Origin of the sequence: Bacillus sp. RB3 (assembly GCF_030164735.1) — a bacterium.
In the GTDB taxonomy this organism is placed as follows: domain Bacteria; phylum Bacillota; class Bacilli; order Bacillales; family Bacillaceae_G; genus Bacillus_A; species Bacillus_A cereus.
Window position 1 is genome coordinate 404,542 of record NZ_JASNGE010000002.1, and the last position, 17,027, is coordinate 421,568.

Below are 17,027 nucleotides of genomic sequence, written 5' to 3' on the forward strand. Positions count from 1 at the left end.
AACCTATTCCTACATACAAAAAAGGCTCTTACACACCTTATGAAAATGTGCAAAAGCCCTTATATATCAAGACTTAAACCAAATATTATAAAAATCAATCCAACCTTGTGAATTAATCATTATATTTTGAACTTTTTCATGTGTACTTACCTCTTGTTTATTACGATATAAAGGAATAATATGAATTTGACGTAACAAAGTATCCTCGATATCGCGTAACAGTGTAACTCTTTTCTCTAATTCTTCTTGTCTAAAATAAGGAGACAACTTTTCATGAAAGTCCATGCTGCTTTGTCCATGAATAAAACTATTTTTTGTAAGAAACATATATAATAGACTATCTTCTATTCGTTCACTAATTGTGGCACTATCATGCATCATATCGGCCTTTTGTATCGTACTTACTTCCAATAGCTCTTCTATATCAAGAAAATTATTTTCTACACGAATCCCATATTTCGCACACTCTTTTTGTATCCACTGTGCATCTTCAACATGATCTCGTCCTGTAAATGTGTAGAGTTGTAGCACTTCATTATGATAAGTACTCCTTTTAATTAAACTTTCTACATCTTCCTCAATCTCTACAATGCTTTCACCTGCTAATATTAGTTTTTTTGCCACTTCTCCACGTTCTCCGCCGAGTTCTTGAACGATTGTATAACCATGAATGATGTTATATAACGCTTTCCGAAATAACTCATCTTGCATTGGTCCTTCTTTCGTAAGATTACATGTTATATATGTCACGTTCGACTCAAGCCGAGACAATTCTTTATTATGTTTTTCTTTATCTTTATACTGCGCCTTTACTAAAACATCGTATGTACCTACACCTTGTTCTACATTCCACAACTCAACACGATCTAAAAAAGGTCTTTCACGAAAATATAAAGGATGTCCTTCTAAAATGAACAGATTTTCATTACTTTTATATAATTGAAAAGGCCCGGTTCCAATTAGCCCTCCTGCTTCATCTTCATTCACGATAGAACACTGTTCTGCACTTAGCATATGTAAAAACATTCGATTTTCTGTATGTAATTGAATTTCGAAAACGTAGTCATCCACTGAACGGATACTTTCAACGTGTTGTAACATCCATGTGTGTGCATTATTTTCCAGCTTTATAAATCGATTCAACGAGTATATAACATCATGTGCAGTAAGTTGTTTTCCATTATGAAAGTGAACTCCTTTTCGTAAGTAAAACGTCCATATTTTTTCAGCGTCATTATATTCCCAGTGAAATGCAAGTCTTGGCTCTATAATGTTTGTATTACCGTCTACATACACGAGTGTGTCGAATATATGTTTTACCATATGGCATTCTGAGCGCATTGTAGCGTATACAGGATCTAATGTGATATCTAAATTCATTTGTACTTGCAACCGGAGTACATCTCTTCTCCCTTCAGATGTCATTTCAACCTTATGACCAAATATTGAATCCACCCAGGAATGATATTCTCCCTTTACTGATGGAAAATGTGAGCTATAGCGTTCCACAAATATACTTCCGCTTTTCACATCCCCTTTTTTCGTTATTTCTTTTCCTCTATCTAAAATTAAAGACATCGGGTGCTTTTGAAATATTAACTTAGACCGATTTCCTCTGCCGCGACCTGGAAACCACTTAATCCAATTTAACTCATCTAATTTTTTTATAATTAATTTACTATTACGCTCTGTACAAAATAATGTACCAGATATATTTTGCACTGTTACTTCCAATCGTTCTCCCTCTTTTTTTCCTTTTCCATAAGCAATCCATAGTTCAATGTATTGATCTAAAATAAACATCATACTCCCCCTAAAAGGTGAAAAATCCTCCCTATAGTCTCTACCCTTTTTCCAACTCTCCTTTCATCTTATCATTTCAATATAGAAAGGAGGAATTAATATTGAATTATCTCTTACTTCGTTACAATAAACCTATTTTTATTAGATTGTGTGGTGAATTATTAACCCGAACGACTGAATCTATGTTAGCTCTCATTATGATTATTTACGTCAATAAAATGTTAAACGGCAATGTAATAATAACTATGCTAATTTTCGGATTACAGCCACTTTCAGACATTTTATTTACACTTATTGCTGGAGGAATTACTGATAAATATGGCCGAAAAAAGATTATGTTACTCGGATTATTACTACAAGGTGTTGCAATCGGCAGTTTCGTTTTCGCTCAATCTGTTTTTATATTTGCACTGTTATATGTCATTAATGGTATTGGCCGTTCCTTATACATTCCAGCTCAGCGTGCACAAATTGCTGATTTAACAAAACAAGAGCAGCAAGCAGAAATTTTTGCTCTCCTACAAACGATGGGAGCAATTGGATCCGTAGTCGGCCCTTTAATCGGTGCATGTTTTTATAATACTCACCCAGAATATTTATTTATCGTGCAAAGTGTAACCCTTACGATATATGCCGTTGTTGTTTGGACCCAGCTCCCAGAAACCGTTCCACCTATGAGTAAGTCGAAACAAACAGTTGAGGCAAGTTCACCAAAGCAATTTATTTTTAAACATTATGCCATATTCGGTCTTATGGTTTCTACACTTCCTATTAGCTTTTTTTATGCACAAACTGAGACGAATTATCGTATTTTTGCAGAACATGTATTTCCTAATCTCGTATTCATACTCGCATTTATTTCAACATGCAAAGCCATTTTGGAAATCATACTACAAATCTTCCTCGTAAAATGGTCTGAACGATTTTCTATGGCGAAAATCATCCTTATTTCTTACGCCTGCTATACAATAGCTGCAGTTGGCTTTAGTTATTCAACGACGATATTGTCGTTATTCTTCACCTTACTCTTTTTAGTCATTGGAGAAAGTATTGCTCTAAACCACTTGTTACGATTCGTTTCAGAAATTGCACCTCACAATAAACGTGGTTTATATTTTTCAATTTACGGTATACACTGGGATATATCTCGAACGTGCGGACCAGTTATTGGTGCAGTTTTATTAAGTAAGTTAAATGGAAGTATGCTGTTTTATATTTGTGCTAGTTTCTTATTAATTGGAGGTATTGTTCAAGCACTGTTTGTTCAAAATTTAGAACGTAAAAAAATCATGAACCAGCCTACACATAATTTATAGGTTACTACTTTTTCAGTAGATCAATATTTCTTGTTGGATGAATATTAAAAAACAAAAGTGAAGTATTTCGCGTATGAAAGTATGTTTTATATGGCAGGAGACGTTCCTTATTTACAACTAAAAACACCTCACTTAAGGAAAGTGAGGTGTTTTTGAAATCACTTAATTTCTTATCCTGCCATTTTATTAATACTATCCTCTGGTGAAAATACAGAAATATGATCTACCTTACCAGTCGATTTTGGAATGACAAATTTCAGCTCATACTGGTTATTTACTTTGTATACATATATTTTATCTTCACCATTCTCTTTAACTGAAGATGGTTTTCCTAATGCTTTTTCAATTTCTTGTAATGTAATCAATTTTAGTTCTGCATGATATGAGCGTACATCAAAAACTTGTGACCCTTTATTAAATCCGAAAACAATATTTTTATTTGTAAAAGTTGCGTACATTCCGTTCCCTGCATATTCGGTTTTATTTGCTTTCCCCCACGCTTTTTCAATTTCTTCAATATCCCCTGTATGGGCTCCAAATGGTACATTAGGTACTTTTCCTTCTTTTGCGAGTTCAAACAAATCTTTAACGTGGTTAATTGATTTTTGATTAAGTGTTCTATTTTTCGAATCTGGGTCAGGCGATGGTTTTGTTGTTTTTTCATTGCTTGGTTTTGCTTCAGGATTTTTCTGTTCTTCTGAAAAATTACTTTGTTCATTTTTATTATTTTCCGAGGTTGGATTTGTTTCCTTTTTTTCGTCTGTCCCTTTACATGCGACTAGCGCAAACATACATGTAAACACCAAAAATAACATAACTATTTTTAAATATATTTTCATCATTTTTACCCCCTATTGCATCTTATTCATTTCGTTAACCAACCCATTACAATACTTTTCAAATTATGTTTGTTCCAAAAAGTCACTGCTTCACTCTCTCCAAAAGCTTGTACAAAATATATTACAAAAGCTGTTTCTAAAAAGTAACCAAGTCTGTTATATCCGAAGTAACTACCTCCTGATAAACGAAACCATTTTCATATCCTTATTTAAACCTTCTCTTCTCAATGATAATATCCTCTATCTATAACTTAAAACATGCTCTCACAACAGCTCCTTGAAACAGAAAAAAACCAGTAGGAAGTGATTACTCTTTTCCTACTGATTGAAATAAAATTATACGGTAAATCTTAGCTTCTTAAAAAATGTAGCGATAGTATTTTTTACAGTTTCAAAATTATAAGCAAACGTGTTATCTCCACTTAATGATGAAATACATGTTAAACCTGCAGCTTTAATAAAAGCTTTTACATCTACAAGCATAGAATTAGCCTCCATGAATTTAATTACAATCATTATAACAGGTGTTTTACGATGCTAACATGAAAGTAATAAATAAATTTCTATTATTAATTTATCCCGCTATTTGCCGGGCAGTAAGATCCCCACCTCAAAATTCAGCGGAAACAAAGAAGTTAGGTGGGGGCCCTGCTGTCCGTAAAAGCCCGATTGGTGAGGGCTGATAATCAGTGGGGATGAACAAAACCCCCACTGATTAAAGTTTCACTTTATTTAGCTCACAGTACACCATTCCAATGTCATATAAAAAAGCTGCCCAAAAAGGGCAGCTTCAAATATGTATATTACACTTCGATTGATTTACCATCTTCAACAATATGATAAAGTAAATGCGCTAAATGATGAATTGGACCGTATTCTTCCTCTTCCTCATCTGTTTCACCTTGGAACTCAAGATCGTTTAAGTACAGTGCTAAAAATTGATAGTATAGTTTTAAATCAAATCCGTAGCACGCAGTTGGCTCTTCATGATCACCTTCGTATTGTAACATTAAGTATTGATCGTTTCCTTCTGCATCTTCTGCGTCAAAGAATACGAAGAATCCAACGTTTGTATCTAAATCAAATAGATGACGAGTGCCTTTTTCTGTTGCTTTGTTAAAGTCCTCTTCACTTAATTTATGTACTGTTGTCGCTTTAGCATTATCTTCTTGATGGAAATTTACTGTGAATGTTTTCAATGCTGACACCTCCTGATTGTATAATACTAGCATAACATATAAAAAGGACTGCTTACAAATGTAAACAGTCCTTACATTCATTTTCGCATTGCTCGTAATAAGAAGCTTACGATGAAAATTAAAATGATCGCACCGATTAAAGCTGGAATAATTGCATATCCGCCAATGACTGGACCAAAACTACCAAGTAATTTCGAACCAACCCAAGAACCGATAATACCAGCAATAATATTACCTATTACACCACCAGGTACGTCCTTTCCAGTAATTAAGCTCGCAAGCCACCCTAATATACCACCGACGATTAAAGACCAAATCATATAATAACCTCCTTTACATTTCACCAATCAAAATATAATTAGAAACAATTGCTTACCATTAGTTATGTGACATTTTTCATAAGTTATTCATGTTGTTCAACTTTAAGATTTTTGAGAATAATACACACAGATTAAACCTTTTTTTGAACTAACGATTTATCCGACTTGTTATTACACACATTAAGGACAATCTGGCTTCAATATTGTTCGCATAAACTCTTCTTTAAAAGCTGCATAGTTAAAACCAACAGCAATTCTTTGAATCGGCCGATCATCAAACCTTGTTGGCTCAGCTATTTTTCTAAAGTCTGCTACACTTTGGCCCCTAGTCACATCATTTGTCGTACTAATCCACACTGCCGATTTTTTATATTCGAAAATACTGTCATTTATAAACGAGATAAACGGTAATAAATCGTGTATAGGACTCCCACCAATACCCGGATATTCTTTTTTATAAAAGTTCTCATAATAAAAATCAATCATTGGTTTAATGAGTTTCGCCTGTCCAGTTCCTTGTTTATCTATTATATTGGCCATTTCAGGTGTTATAAGCGCGCCCTGTGTTACATTTAACGGGTATATGCTAGCGTTTTTCGCATATTTCATAACAATATTTGCTGCAATTGGATCACCATAAAAATTCGCTTCAGATACTGGTGTAACATTACCTGGAAATAGGAAAGCGCCGCCCATTATATAATACGAACAAATACGATCCATTATATTTGGATACAATAAAAATAACGTAGCAAGCGTCGTTAGTCTCCCTGTCGCCACAATTATAATATCTTCTGGACAAGGTTCGATTAATTTGATTAATTCACAAAAATTTTCTCGTTTACAAATTCTCATCTCAGGTGGAATAATAGGACCTAAACCGTGATCCCCGTGGATTTCAGGGAAAAACAAAGGCTCTTCAGCTGTCATCGGTCTACTCGCACCTTCAATAATTTTCACTTGTGTAGCATAATACCTTTCTAAAAAATAAACATTTTCCGTAACGATATCTCGTGATACATTCCCATACTCAGCAACAATACCTAGAATATCTAATTTACATGTTTTATTTGCATAAATTAACGCTACGGCGTCATCAATACCAAAGTCTCCAAAAAAGATAATTTTCTTATTAACTATTCTCCCCCCTCTTGAGCATAATCTACTATTATTATTATGTGAAAAAGACAAGGCGGTGAAACAGCGTAAACTAAAAAAGCCGCCTATTTATTGGCGACTTCAATCTTTTTATAAGACAAATATGCAAGTACATTTTTACTTGAATCGTATTTCGGGTTATTTCCTTTTCTCGGCTCTCTCATATGTGTCTTTTCAAATCCAGGAATGTCTGGCATTTTCCCCATAAATTCAAGCATTTCTTCCTCAGTACCTTCAATGCGTACACGAATCATTATAACTATTCCTCAATTCTCAGTTTCTCTGTACTAAGTATATCGTACTTCAGAAAGACTGCAACACATTTATCTTTTTAACGTTGTACTTTTTTTACATATAAACATAGCCATTTCAGTATAGAACGATTCTACTTTATTATCTTTAAATTGAATATTAAAATATTCCTTCATTTCGTTTGGTGCTTTCATCATACATTCTGTTAATTTTTCACGCTTTTGTAAAGGGACATCCATCATATTACACCACCAGTCAAAATCAAACTTCTTATCAAAAGTAAGACATGACTGCATTTGCAAACCGTTTTTTTCTAATAAAGTAAGCCATTCTGTCTTTTTTAGAGCTCGTTCATGACTTGGGTCACGCTTTTTTTCTATAAAATTATAAAATGTATCATATTCATTATTTTCTGGCGAAACATTATCTATTAAGATGAATAATCCATTATTCTCCAACGTACGATTTACTTCATAAATAAATTGAGCCGGACTCGTAAAATGATGGGCTGCAATCCGGCATGTAATTGTATCAAAAAAATGGTCTGCAAATGGTAAATTCTCTGCATTTCCTGCTACAAAAGATACATTTTCATGACCATTCTGCTTTATAAAAACTTTTGCTTTTTCTAACATCTGTTCTGTTAAATCAAGTGCAACTACTTCTTCAAACATAGGTGCTAACATATTTGCCACATGCCCGCCACCAGTAGCAACATCAAGAAGACGATTATTATGACGAGACTCAACTTGTTGAACTACATATTGTAAATCCAGTCCTTTAGCATGTATTTTACTATTTATATATTTATCTGCATTGCTGCCAAACTGTTTTTTCACAAGCTCTTCTTTACTCATATTATCATCTTCTTTCTATTGTTATTTACATATACGACTCATATAATTATTACAATTCTCTTAATGTATTTTCAAATCCTCTTTTCATCTCACTTCTTATCATATTTACCTTTCATTAAAATAATATAATTTTGCATTTTATTATTAAACAAAAAAAAGGCTATGGGAACTTCCCCCCTAACCTGAATAAATATTTACTACATTTTTATTTCTTCGTATATATCTATATAATATAAATCCTCTTTCAACTTCATAATAACATCTACTTCGTTATAAGTAGCCTCACGAGCATGTAAACCAAATTGATCCATACCAATCCATATCCACCCAGGTGTAAGATATAAAACATCTATATTAAAATAATCTAACTTAGTAAGCTCCGATGTAATAAATTTATCTTTATTAGCGATTTGTTTATCTATTAAACCGTATTCTTTCCCATTTTCAAATAGCGATATAAATTTCCCTACAATCGGATGTTCACGAACAATAAAATGATATTCTTTTTCTTCTATATTTACCACAATCAAACGAGAAACAGATAAATCAGGCCCTGAATTCGACATATTTGTTTATTCACCTCCTTATATAGGCTTCTTAAATATGATAACAAATGAATATTCAAATTAAGTTAATATAATGTAAAAAATAAAAAAGCTGATTTCCCTTTAGAAATCAGCCTTTATAATTTGATCAACTTTATTCTTTTACAAATTATTATAATGTTTCTTTTTCCTCATCATTTCCAGAAACTAAATTTCCTATAGCATCCGCTGTTACTTCCACTACAAATTCACAAATACCAGCTACAACTTCTCCAATTATTTCATCCATCTTTTTACCCCCTTATTTTATGTAACCTATTTGCATTATAGAAGAAATTGGTAAATACAAACTATCGAAAAAGGTGACATAAACCTTACAGAATTGTAAGCTCTTTTATCCCTTTACTTATCCCCTTTGAAACTCCAAGTATTTTTAGCAGACATATAGGCCATCATAATATGAAGCAAGTAATAATTTAGTGTCAGGAGGCATTTAATATGTATTACGTAAAATTAATTAAAGGTCAATCTTTCTACGCTTTTGATCATCGTTTCTTAGTGTCTGAAGAAGAAGAGGTTTCAGAGAAAATTTATAATTACTTACGACGTAATGAATTTTTTGAAGTACGTAAAGAAGAATATTCTGCTTAATTACAAAAAGCATTAAGAAAAATATCATCTTATTGTGATATATTCTTAATGCTTTTATGTAAATTTCTTCTTTTCAATAATTATTGTTGACTCTATTAAATAATCCAGTATTTGTCCAAGCTAATTCTTCACTATTTTCATATTCTAGTATATGAGGAGGTGAAGAATATGACTCATATCATTGATTACCAAGCTACTCAGCCTATAAGTAAAACTGGTGAAACAACTTTTGCAATCCCAGCTTCTCCAAATAAAGCAATTTTAGCAAATTTAAAATTGAGAATTTCAAGTAGAGATTCACGAAATAATCGAGTAGAATTAATCGCTACAGTTGGTGTAGAAGGTATAACTGAGATTTCCCAAGTTTTATTTCGAATTTTTCGTGATAATATTGAACTTTTCAATACACAAGTAGGTATTGAATCAACAGGTTCTGAACAATTCTACGTACAAACATTTCAAGCTATAGATCAAAACGTTAGCAGTGGAACACACGAATATTCATTAACTGTAGAAAACCTTACTAGTGGTGCAAGTGCAGAAGTTGTTGGCCCACTATCTTTTAGCGCTTTAGCTATTGGACAAGAGCGTAAATGTTGCTAAGTGAATCTAATATTTAATTTTGTACTTGAGAAAAGCGAGGCGTAGTTATACGTTCTTGCTTTTTTATATGTATCCTTACTTTCTATTAGCTTTAATCATAAATTTTTTACGTTTTGATTCACTTATTACATCAATTAACACATCAAATTTTTGACAAATCAAAAAGATTGAAATCCAATTATGAAACACGTAATATAGACTCTGACTCTAAAAAAGTTCGTATGAAAATAATGCATAAATAAGGAGGTTTTATATACGAGTTTTTCATTTTAAAAGACGGAGAGGTTTTATGTTATGTGGCGTAATAAAAACGTTTGGATTGTTCTAATTGGGGAGTTTATTGCAGGTCTAGGATTATGGCTTGGTATTCTTGGCAACCTTGAATTTATGCAAAAATATGTCCCTTCTGATTTCATGAAATCAGTTATATTATTTATCGGACTATTAGCCGGTGTTCTAGTTGGACCTATGGCTGGCCGTGTCATCGATCAGTATGAAAAGAAAAAAGTTCTTCTTTACGCTGGGTTTGGTCGAGTTTTAAGTGTTATTTTCATGTTTTTTGCTATTCAATTTGAAAGTATCGCATTTATGATCGCATTTATGGTTGCTCTTCAAATTTCAGCAGCATTTTATTTCCCTGCATTACAATCTGTAATTCCACTCATCGTACGTGAGCATGAGTTATTACAAATGAACGGTGTACATATGAATGTTGGTACAATTGCTCGTATTGCAGGCACTTCACTAGGTGGAATTCTTTTAGTTGTGATGAGTTTACAGTACATGTATGCCTTCTCAATGGCAGCATACGCCTTATTATTCCTCTCGACTTTCTTCCTACAATTCGAAGACAAAAAATCAACAACACCAAGTAAACAAGCTGCAAAAGATAATAGCTTTATGGAAGTATTTCGTATTTTAAAAGGAATTCCTATTGCTTTTACAGCACTTATATTAAGTATCATCCCTCTATTATTTATAGCTGGGTTTAATTTAATGGTTATTAACATTAGCGAAATGCAACATGATCCTACGATTAAAGGGTTCATATATACAATTGAAGGTGTCGCATTTATGTTAGGTGCCTTCGTAATTAAACGTCTATCTGATCATTTCAAACCTGAAAAATTACTATATTTCTTCGCAGTTTGTACTGCTTTTGCACATCTGTCATTGTTCTTTAGCGATATAAAATGGATGGCTCTTACATCATTTGGTTTGTTTGGGTTTAGTGTTGGCTGCTTCTTCCCTATTATGTCGACGATTTTCCAAACGAAAGTGGAAAAAAGTTATCACGGTCGCCTCTTCTCATTCCGTAATATGTTTGAGAGGGTTATGTTCCAAATCGTCTTACTTGGCACAGGCTTCTTCTTAGATACAATTGGGTTACAATATATGGTTCTCATCTTTGGAGTCGTTTCATTATTGATTATTTCTATTTCCCTTTCTAAGCAGAAACATTATGAAAAACAGCATTCGCAATCTGCGAATTTATAAAATAAACAAAGAAGTATGGGTCTAATATTGAATCCATACTTCTTTGTTTTATAATACGCCTATTTATTACGTTTATTGAAATTACCTAAAGGAGTATCCCCCTTTTATTTCGAATAGATTATAAAAAGTACTCTTTATAAAAGGAGTGGTAAAATGTCTGATGGCATCGAAGTATTTATTGTCCTGCTCTTTGCAATTGCTCTGTTTAGCACCCTAAACTTTTTAGCCATTTCCTTATCTGGACATAGTTTAAAAAAAAGAATCGTGGCAGGTTTCATATTTTTACTACTGACTCCCATTATCTTTTTGACTATCGCAACATTTGCTTCTATATTCGATAAAGCAGGATTTGGCGCAGGTACGTTAGCCTTTATGACCGCAAGCGTATATATATTAAATGGAATAGTGATTCTGCTTTCCTCTTTATTTATCCTCAAAAAAGACATAACATAGGCTATAGTACTAGCATGAATCTGACTTTACACTAGATTCATGCTTATTTAATTTCTCCTAAATTTTTATATGAAATTAAATAATTCTTTAAAAAAATTTAAACTTTATTTATTATAATATCCCTATCGTATTCGCACGTTTATTCAAATTTAAAAGAAAGGAGCACAAAATGAAAAAGGTTCTACTTACAATTCCTATACTAATCATCCTACTTAGTGGATGCAGCAGTAACGATATATACGGTTCTTGGGAAGTCGTTGACAATAAAAAAGGGGAATGCCCTGTATATTATAAATTTGAAACAGTTATCAAAAAAGAAAATAAAGAGGAAATTGTGCAAAATTTAGTAGAAATGCAAACAACAAAGAATAAAGACGATTTATATAAAGGCTCATTTGTCAAAAATTCTAATATATATCACATTGATTATGGTAATTCATTTACATCGGACCAAACTTTAAAAGTTGCCGACGGTACATTAAATGTATACTTTTTGACAGCCGAAAAATTATGCACATATAAAAAGAAATGATTACATTTCAGAGGAGACGCAGAAAATATTTTCTGCGTTATTTCACTTTAGAAATCGTCCACAAAAATAGCCCTTGTTTTCGTATTCTTTTTCATTCAAAACATGAGAAATATACTTAATAAAAACTAGAAAATATCTTAAGTTATATAAAATGAATCCTATAATAGACATTTCAATTAACACATCTACGCTATTTACATCGTTACTTTTCAAAATAGGCTAATCCTCCCTCTAAATTTGTCAATCGTTTTAATTTTCATAAAAAAATGATAAAATGTAAACATGTGTTTTCAGAATAATTAAAAACGCAGAATGAAAGCACTGTTTTTAGGAGGGGTTTTGATGACTTACACGTTAGCAACTAGAATGAAAGCATTCCAATCTTCTATATTTAGTGAATTAGGAGCCTATAAAAAAGAAAAAATTGCAGCAGGTCATAACATGATTGATTTGAGCATCGGAAATCCTGATATGCCGCCCGCTGATTTTGTAAGAGAAACAATGGTACATACAGCGAGTGAAAAAGAGAGCTATGGGTATACATTATCAGGTATTCAAGAATTTCACGAAGCTGTAACTGAATATTACAACAACACTCATAACGTTTTATTAAATGCGGATAAAGAAGTTTTATTATTAATGGGTTCACAAGACGGGCTCGTTCATTTACCTATGGTTTATGCAAATCCAGGTGATATTATATTAGTTCCTGATCCAGGATATACAGCTTATGAAACAGGTATTCAAATGGCTGGTGCAACATCTTACTACATGCCTTTAAAGAAAGAGAATGATTTCTTACCAGACTTAGAAGTCATCCCTGAAGAAATTGCCGATCAAGCGAAGATGATGATTTTAAACTTCCCAGGGAATCCCGTTCCAGCAATGGCTCATGAAGATTTCTTTAAAGAAGTAATCGCATTCGCGAAAAAGCATAATATTATCGTTGTCCATGATTTTGCTTATGCTGAATTTTATTTCGATGGTAATAAGCCAATTAGCTTTCTCTCTGTACCTGGTGCTAAAGAAGTTGGTGTAGAAATCAATTCTTTGTCAAAAAGTTATAGTTTAGCAGGTAGCCGTATTGGATATATGATTGGAAACGAAGAAATTGTTCGTGCACTTACTCAATTTAAATCTAATACCGATTACGGTGTATTTTTACCAATTCAAAAAGCGGCATCTGTAGCACTAAGAAATGGCGCTGCATTTTGTGAGAAAAACCGCGATATTTATCAAGAACGGAGAGATACTTTAGTCGATGGATTCCGAACATTTGGCTGGAATGTCGATAAGCCAGCTGGTAGTATGTTTGTCTGGGCTGAAATTCCACAAGGATGGACTTCTCTAGACTTCGCTTATGCATTAATGGATCGTGCGAATGTCGTTGTTACACCTGGTCATGCATTTGGACCTCATGGAGAAGGCTTCGTACGTATTGCACTCGTTCAAGATAAAGAAGTATTGCAACAAGTTGTTGAAAATATTAGAAATAGCGGCATTTTCGTCCTTGAAAAAGTAGATGAATTAGTTAAAAATTAGTTCCCACTCCCCTGCTTAACTTTAGCAGGGGTATTATTAATTGGAGGTACTTTCATATGCATATTAAAGACACGCTTCCCCATCGTTATCCATTTTTAATGATTGATAAAGTAACAAATGTAAAACAAGGTGAATCCGTTACAGGATATAAACTCATCACAAATAACGAATGGTTTATAAATGATAGTCAAAAACATATGCCTCATATGTTAATTGTAGAATCACTTGCCCAGCTTAGTGCATTTGTACATACAAGTGATTCTGAAGGACTAGGATTTCTCTCCTCTTTAGATGGAGTTGAATTCCACGGAAAAGCATATCCCGGTGATAAACTTGATTTACATTATGAGCTAACGCGCAATCGCCGAGGTTTTATTCTTGGTAAAGGTATTGCAACTGTAAACGACCAGCCTATTGTAACTATAGAAAAACTATTAATATATCAAGCAGATTAAAGTGTTCCTTATATCAGTTGGAAATATCTATTCTCAACCAATTAAGTAAATAGGAAAACATATTACGTAGTTAGGAGCAGGAAAATGGAACGTACTATCGGTATTGATGCTGGAGGCACATTAACGAAAATAGCTTATTTTAACGAAAAAAAGCTATTAACTTTTGAAAAATTTTATTCACATGAACAACATAAAATAATAGATTGGATTAAAAACAACAATGGCATAAAACAAATATGTATTACGGGTGGTAAATCGAAACTATTACAGCATCTGCTTACAGGTTCATATAAAATAATAGAGCTAAACGAATTTGAATCTACTCTTGCAGGTGTCCAATACATATTAAAAGAAGAAAAACACACTATAAACAATTTTATTTTAACCAATATCGGTACAGGTACTTCTATCCATTATGTTTATAATGAACAATATATTCGCGCTGGTGGAACCGGAGTTGGCGGTGGGACTATTATGGGACTTTCAAAATTGTTAACAAATATAGATCATTTTGAAGATGTAATTCCTCTAACAAAAGTAGGATCTAGAAAAGAACTAGATATTACGGTTGGAGATATTTATGGTGGTATTCTCTCACCTATTGATAATAGCTTAACTGCTAGCAATTTTGGTAAAGCCGCTATTTCAGAATCGAAATATAATAGCTCAGACATACTTGCTACTATACAAGGACTTGTTGGTGAAGTCGTTACTGCATTAAGCCTTCAATTCGCTGAAACAAAAAACATTAAACATATTATTTATATTGGTTCGACTTTATGTAATAACATACAACTTCAACATATTATAAGTAGCTACACCGAATATCAAAATAAAACACCAATCTTTTTACAAGATGGTGGTAATAGCGGTGCAATTGGTGCATTACTTCATGCTACGAAATAAAAAGCTGACTTTTGTCAGCTTTTTAAAAATGGCACTTCAAATTCAATAATTGATTCCCCGTTCTCTCCAATTCGCTCCACGCTTATTCTATCAATCACACAATTTAACTTCCCATGAAAACTAGGAATCTCCTTCACTACTTCAGCAGCTAATTTGGCACTTTCTTTTCTTCCGACTGTTACATGCGGGATGTACGGAATGTCTTCTTTCAAAAATTGTAATAAAGGTCCTGTATACAGCCTATCATGTAGTTCTTCTATTTGTTTTCTTCCTCTATCAACTTCTAAAAACAAATAGTTTCCTACGCTAGTGATACGATTTGCAAACTCAATTTCAATTTTGCCTCCCCCTTTTGATACATTAAAAATATAAGATTTTAATTCATCATTTGAAATATTACTCTTAAACGGGAATACGATTGTTATATGCGGTGGAATTAATCCAAATAAAGGATCATGTTTATGTCTAATGTTCTCTATTTTATCGATGGACATGTTGTTTAGAAAAAGTAAAATTGTACGCATTTTTATCCCCTCAACTTTTCCTCATTATAATATGTATCATATTCTATGACAGCCTGCCCTTCAACAACTTGTTTTGCTTACCTATAAAAATAAAAAAACTTCTCAAATGAGAAGTTTTCATATAGCATGATTATTATTTTCCCGCCAAACTTTCCTAAACTTTATATAACAAGCAATTCTCCATGGAATAATATACGAGACAGCAACAACGTAAAATAATAAACCAATCGTTTGTTGATCTAAATCAACGATAAATTGTCTTGAACCATATCTTAAAACGACAAGTGCAATAAAAGTAATTAAAAAAGCTGCACTTTTTTTCGTATAAATATTCCCATCATCTCTTCGCTCATAATTTGTTAGTGCTATAAGTGGTACAGAGAAAAGAATCCCAATAAATGCTGCTATAGCCACTTGTAGTACAGCTGGATGTACGGGACCTAAAAACCATACAATACCTGGTGTTAAAAATAGTAATGGCCATAAAATACGTTTTCCCGATCCCTTTATTGGCTTATACATGGAGCGATAACGACGCCAAAATATTAGTAGTGCAATGCATAAAAAAACGGTTATTAATGAAGAAGTATCTCCCATTCACTCTTCCTTCTCCCCTAAAATAATTGTATTTAAATTGTATCTTCAAACGAAACCTTACGAATAAATAGAGCGCTAATTACAATATATATGCAAATAAGAACTATCGAAACTAATATGAAATTAGGTATTTCTAGTAACTCCATCTTCTCCCCTCCATTATTTCAACTGGCTCACTGGATATTTAGCAAATAAAGATTTCCGAAAATCTTTATCTTCCACAAGCATTTTAATTTTTTCTTCTTTGCCGTTAAAGAACTTTATAACTTTATTTTTATCCCATATATCTTTTTCTTTTGGAAAATCATCGAATATTCTATGCAAAATTGATAACATTTCTTCCCTCGTTATCTTAAAGTTTTTATTCTCTACCTGAAACTCATAACTTTTTGCATTTGGCACTAAAATCACTAAATATATAGCATTAAAGAAAAAATTCTTCTTCATCGTATCCTTCTCATCAAACCAATACGTCTCAATCATTTCTTCTGTAAGAGCCCCACTTTCTTTTGCGCCATAGTTCACTTTTATATTTTCATTTTCTAAACTTATACTTTGAACTGTTCCACCACCGGGTAAATGATTAACAATTGCAACCACATCTGAATTATTACCAACGTATGTCCCAGTATATTTCTTAAAATCATCTGACCTAATATCATATATATCTTTTATTCTTTCTCCATTAGAACAAGCCGCAATGAATAAAAAAATTGTTAGCATAACGATCATGTTATGATGCATATATTTCATTTAGCATCCCCCATTTTTATCGATATTTCGTTAATTACAATATTTACTTTCAAATCCCTTTTAAATATACGCATTTTAATCAAAATTAAAAATTTTCATTTTTTATGTTTACAATTATCCATTAATTGTATATACTTACTAACGTAAGAAAAAAAATTCTAAAAGGAGGTCGAAGGAAATGATGAAATTACAATTACATGCATTAACTTTAGCGTTAACTGCACC

21 protein-coding genes and 2 pseudogenes are annotated in these 17,027 nt (G+C 32.6%); 9 read left to right on the top strand and 14 right to left on the bottom strand.

Going from position 1 to position 17,027, the window contains the following annotated elements; genetic code table 11:
• Positions 1–66: 66 nt before the first annotated feature.
• Entirely contained in the window at positions 67–1,803 is a 1,737-nt protein-coding gene (locus QO049_RS05000) for an ABC transporter substrate-binding protein (protein ID WP_048567582.1), read from the bottom strand.
• A gap of 101 nt (positions 1,804–1,904) precedes the next feature.
• Between QO049_RS05000 and QO049_RS05005 the strand changes: the two genes are divergently transcribed.
• On the top strand, positions 1,905–3,119 hold the full coding sequence (locus QO049_RS05005; protein WP_044584561.1) for an MDR family MFS transporter: 1,215 nt from the start codon (positions 1,905–1,907) through the stop codon (positions 3,117–3,119).
• Between the two features lie 170 nt (positions 3,120–3,289).
• Here QO049_RS05005 and QO049_RS05010 read toward each other — a convergent pair whose 3' ends face one another.
• The 9 genes and pseudogenes from QO049_RS05010 to QO049_RS05050 form a co-directional block, all read right to left on the bottom strand.
• Positions 3,290–3,961: a YjgB family protein gene (locus QO049_RS05010; RefSeq protein ID WP_002098287.1), complete on the bottom strand. Its 672-nt coding sequence runs from the start codon at positions 3,959–3,961 to the stop codon at positions 3,290–3,292.
• Positions 3,962–3,984: 23 nt separating this feature from the next.
• Positions 3,985–4,155, bottom strand: a pseudogene (locus QO049_RS05015) (aminopeptidase); the annotation flags it as partial.
• Between the two features lie 139 nt (positions 4,156–4,294).
• Positions 4,295–4,441: a hypothetical protein gene (locus tag QO049_RS05020; RefSeq protein WP_000959548.1), complete on the bottom strand. Its 147-nt coding sequence runs from the start codon at positions 4,439–4,441 to the stop codon at positions 4,295–4,297.
• A 320-nt stretch (positions 4,442–4,761) separates the two neighbouring features.
• On the bottom strand, positions 4,762–5,157 hold the full coding sequence (locus QO049_RS05025; protein ID WP_000847587.1) for a hypothetical protein: 396 nt from the start codon (positions 5,155–5,157) through the stop codon (positions 4,762–4,764).
• Positions 5,158–5,234: 77 nt separating this feature from the next.
• Positions 5,235–5,477, bottom strand: a complete 243-nt coding sequence (locus tag QO049_RS05030) for a GlsB/YeaQ/YmgE family stress response membrane protein (RefSeq protein ID WP_000638306.1) — start codon at positions 5,475–5,477, stop codon at positions 5,235–5,237.
• A gap of 180 nt (positions 5,478–5,657) precedes the next feature.
• Positions 5,658–6,668 carry a nucleoside hydrolase gene (locus tag QO049_RS05035; RefSeq protein ID WP_246960254.1) on the bottom strand — a complete coding sequence of 337 codons (1,011 nt, stop codon included), beginning with the start codon at positions 6,666–6,668 and terminating at the stop codon, positions 5,658–5,660.
• 32 nt (positions 6,669–6,700) lie between these two features.
• On the bottom strand, positions 6,701–6,889 hold the full coding sequence (locus tag QO049_RS05040) for a DUF3970 family protein (protein WP_000621885.1): 189 nt from the start codon (positions 6,887–6,889) through the stop codon (positions 6,701–6,703).
• Between the two features lie 69 nt (positions 6,890–6,958).
• On the bottom strand, positions 6,959–7,744 hold the full coding sequence (locus QO049_RS05045) for a class I SAM-dependent methyltransferase (protein WP_016110158.1): 786 nt from the start codon (positions 7,742–7,744) through the stop codon (positions 6,959–6,961).
• Between the two features lie 197 nt (positions 7,745–7,941).
• Positions 7,942–8,310, bottom strand: coding sequence for a hypothetical protein (locus QO049_RS05050; RefSeq protein ID WP_000071478.1), 369 nt, complete (start codon positions 8,308–8,310; stop codon positions 7,942–7,944).
• Between the two features lie 477 nt (positions 8,311–8,787).
• Here QO049_RS05050 and QO049_RS05055 point away from each other — a divergent pair, with 477 nt between their 5' ends.
• The 8 genes from QO049_RS05055 to coaW all read left to right on the top strand — a co-directional run bounded on the left by QO049_RS05055 (position 8,788) and on the right by coaW (position 14,928).
• The gene (locus QO049_RS05055) at positions 8,788–8,940 is read left to right on the top strand and encodes a YqbF domain-containing protein (RefSeq protein WP_000291905.1); all 153 of its coding nucleotides are present in this window, start codon (positions 8,788–8,790) and stop codon (positions 8,938–8,940) included.
• Between the two features lie 168 nt (positions 8,941–9,108).
• Positions 9,109–9,543 (top strand): exosporium protein ExsC, encoded by a 435-nt coding sequence (gene exsC / locus QO049_RS05060; protein ID WP_000148800.1) that lies wholly within the window; start codon positions 9,109–9,111, stop codon positions 9,541–9,543.
• A gap of 294 nt (positions 9,544–9,837) precedes the next feature.
• Positions 9,838–11,040, top strand: coding sequence for an MFS transporter (locus QO049_RS05065; RefSeq protein WP_000269261.1), 1,203 nt, complete (start codon positions 9,838–9,840; stop codon positions 11,038–11,040).
• Positions 11,041–11,193: 153 nt separating this feature from the next.
• On the top strand, positions 11,194–11,493 hold the full coding sequence (locus QO049_RS05070; protein ID WP_246960257.1) for a hypothetical protein: 300 nt from the start codon (positions 11,194–11,196) through the stop codon (positions 11,491–11,493).
• Between the two features lie 169 nt (positions 11,494–11,662).
• Positions 11,663–12,025: a hypothetical protein gene (locus QO049_RS05075; RefSeq protein WP_087967007.1), complete on the top strand. Its 363-nt coding sequence runs from the start codon at positions 11,663–11,665 to the stop codon at positions 12,023–12,025.
• A gap of 342 nt (positions 12,026–12,367) precedes the next feature.
• Positions 12,368–13,567, top strand: a complete 1,200-nt coding sequence (locus tag QO049_RS05080) for an LL-diaminopimelate aminotransferase (RefSeq protein ID WP_000222700.1) — start codon at positions 12,368–12,370, stop codon at positions 13,565–13,567.
• A 56-nt stretch (positions 13,568–13,623) separates the two neighbouring features.
• Positions 13,624–14,022 carry a 3-hydroxyacyl-ACP dehydratase FabZ family protein gene (locus QO049_RS05085; RefSeq protein ID WP_000547659.1) on the top strand — a complete coding sequence of 133 codons (399 nt, stop codon included), beginning with the start codon at positions 13,624–13,626 and terminating at the stop codon, positions 14,020–14,022.
• 84 nt (positions 14,023–14,106) lie between these two features.
• Complete coding sequence (gene coaW / locus QO049_RS05090) at positions 14,107–14,928, top strand: type II pantothenate kinase (RefSeq protein ID WP_246960260.1); 822 nt, start codon at positions 14,107–14,109, stop codon at positions 14,926–14,928.
• Between the two features lie 14 nt (positions 14,929–14,942).
• Here coaW and QO049_RS05095 read toward each other — a convergent pair whose 3' ends face one another.
• From QO049_RS05095 to QO049_RS05110, 4 genes and pseudogenes are all read right to left on the bottom strand, one after another.
• Positions 14,943–15,452 carry a 2'-5' RNA ligase family protein gene (locus QO049_RS05095; RefSeq protein ID WP_098645225.1) on the bottom strand — a complete coding sequence of 170 codons (510 nt, stop codon included), beginning with the start codon at positions 15,450–15,452 and terminating at the stop codon, positions 14,943–14,945.
• Between the two features lie 117 nt (positions 15,453–15,569).
• Positions 15,570–16,049 (bottom strand): CcdC family protein, encoded by a 480-nt coding sequence (locus tag QO049_RS05100; protein WP_000502975.1) that lies wholly within the window; start codon positions 16,047–16,049, stop codon positions 15,570–15,572.
• 32 nt (positions 16,050–16,081) lie between these two features.
• Positions 16,082–16,189, bottom strand: a pseudogene (locus QO049_RS05105) (DUF4052 family protein); the annotation flags it as partial.
• Between the two features lie 19 nt (positions 16,190–16,208).
• Positions 16,209–16,802 (bottom strand): DUF4825 domain-containing protein, encoded by a 594-nt coding sequence (locus QO049_RS05110; protein ID WP_284489193.1) that lies wholly within the window; start codon positions 16,800–16,802, stop codon positions 16,209–16,211.
• Between the last annotated feature and the right edge of the window lie 225 nt (positions 16,803–17,027).

What these genes read in the sequence shown, in the direction of transcription:
- QO049_RS05000 (WP_048567582.1), bottom strand. Translation starts at nt 1,803, where the DNA reads ATGTTTATTTTAGATCAATACATTGAACTATGGATTGCTTATGGAAAA.
- QO049_RS05010 (WP_002098287.1), bottom strand. Translation starts at nt 3,961, where the DNA reads ATGATGAAAATATATTTAAAAATAGTTATGTTATTTTTGGTGTTTACA.
- QO049_RS05020 (WP_000959548.1), bottom strand. Translation starts at nt 4,441, where the DNA reads ATGCTTGTAGATGTAAAAGCTTTTATTAAAGCTGCAGGTTTAACATGT.
- QO049_RS05030 (WP_000638306.1), bottom strand. Translation starts at nt 5,477, where the DNA reads ATGATTTGGTCTTTAATCGTCGGTGGTATATTAGGGTGGCTTGCGAGC.
- QO049_RS05040 (WP_000621885.1), bottom strand. Translation starts at nt 6,889, where the DNA reads ATGATTCGTGTACGCATTGAAGGTACTGAGGAAGAAATGCTTGAATTT.
- QO049_RS05045 (WP_016110158.1), bottom strand. Translation starts at nt 7,744, where the DNA reads ATGAGTAAAGAAGAGCTTGTGAAAAAACAGTTTGGCAGCAATGCAGAT.
- QO049_RS05050 (WP_000071478.1), bottom strand. Translation starts at nt 8,310, where the DNA reads ATGTCGAATTCAGGGCCTGATTTATCTGTTTCTCGTTTGATTGTGGTA.
- QO049_RS05055 (WP_000291905.1), top strand. Translation starts at nt 8,788, where the DNA reads ATGTATTACGTAAAATTAATTAAAGGTCAATCTTTCTACGCTTTTGAT.
- exsC (WP_000148800.1), top strand. Translation starts at nt 9,109, where the DNA reads ATGACTCATATCATTGATTACCAAGCTACTCAGCCTATAAGTAAAACT.
- QO049_RS05065 (WP_000269261.1), top strand. Translation starts at nt 9,838, where the DNA reads ATGTGGCGTAATAAAAACGTTTGGATTGTTCTAATTGGGGAGTTTATT.
- QO049_RS05070 (WP_246960257.1), top strand. Translation starts at nt 11,194, where the DNA reads ATGTCTGATGGCATCGAAGTATTTATTGTCCTGCTCTTTGCAATTGCT.
- QO049_RS05075 (WP_087967007.1), top strand. Translation starts at nt 11,663, where the DNA reads ATGAAAAAGGTTCTACTTACAATTCCTATACTAATCATCCTACTTAGT.
- QO049_RS05080 (WP_000222700.1), top strand. Translation starts at nt 12,368, where the DNA reads ATGACTTACACGTTAGCAACTAGAATGAAAGCATTCCAATCTTCTATA.
- QO049_RS05085 (WP_000547659.1), top strand. Translation starts at nt 13,624, where the DNA reads ATGCATATTAAAGACACGCTTCCCCATCGTTATCCATTTTTAATGATT.
- coaW (WP_246960260.1), top strand. Translation starts at nt 14,107, where the DNA reads ATGGAACGTACTATCGGTATTGATGCTGGAGGCACATTAACGAAAATA.
- QO049_RS05095 (WP_098645225.1), bottom strand. Translation starts at nt 15,452, where the DNA reads ATGCGTACAATTTTACTTTTTCTAAACAACATGTCCATCGATAAAATA.
- QO049_RS05100 (WP_000502975.1), bottom strand. Translation starts at nt 16,049, where the DNA reads ATGGGAGATACTTCTTCATTAATAACCGTTTTTTTATGCATTGCACTA.
- QO049_RS05110 (WP_284489193.1), bottom strand. Translation starts at nt 16,802, where the DNA reads ATGAAATATATGCATCATAACATGATCGTTATGCTAACAATTTTTTTA.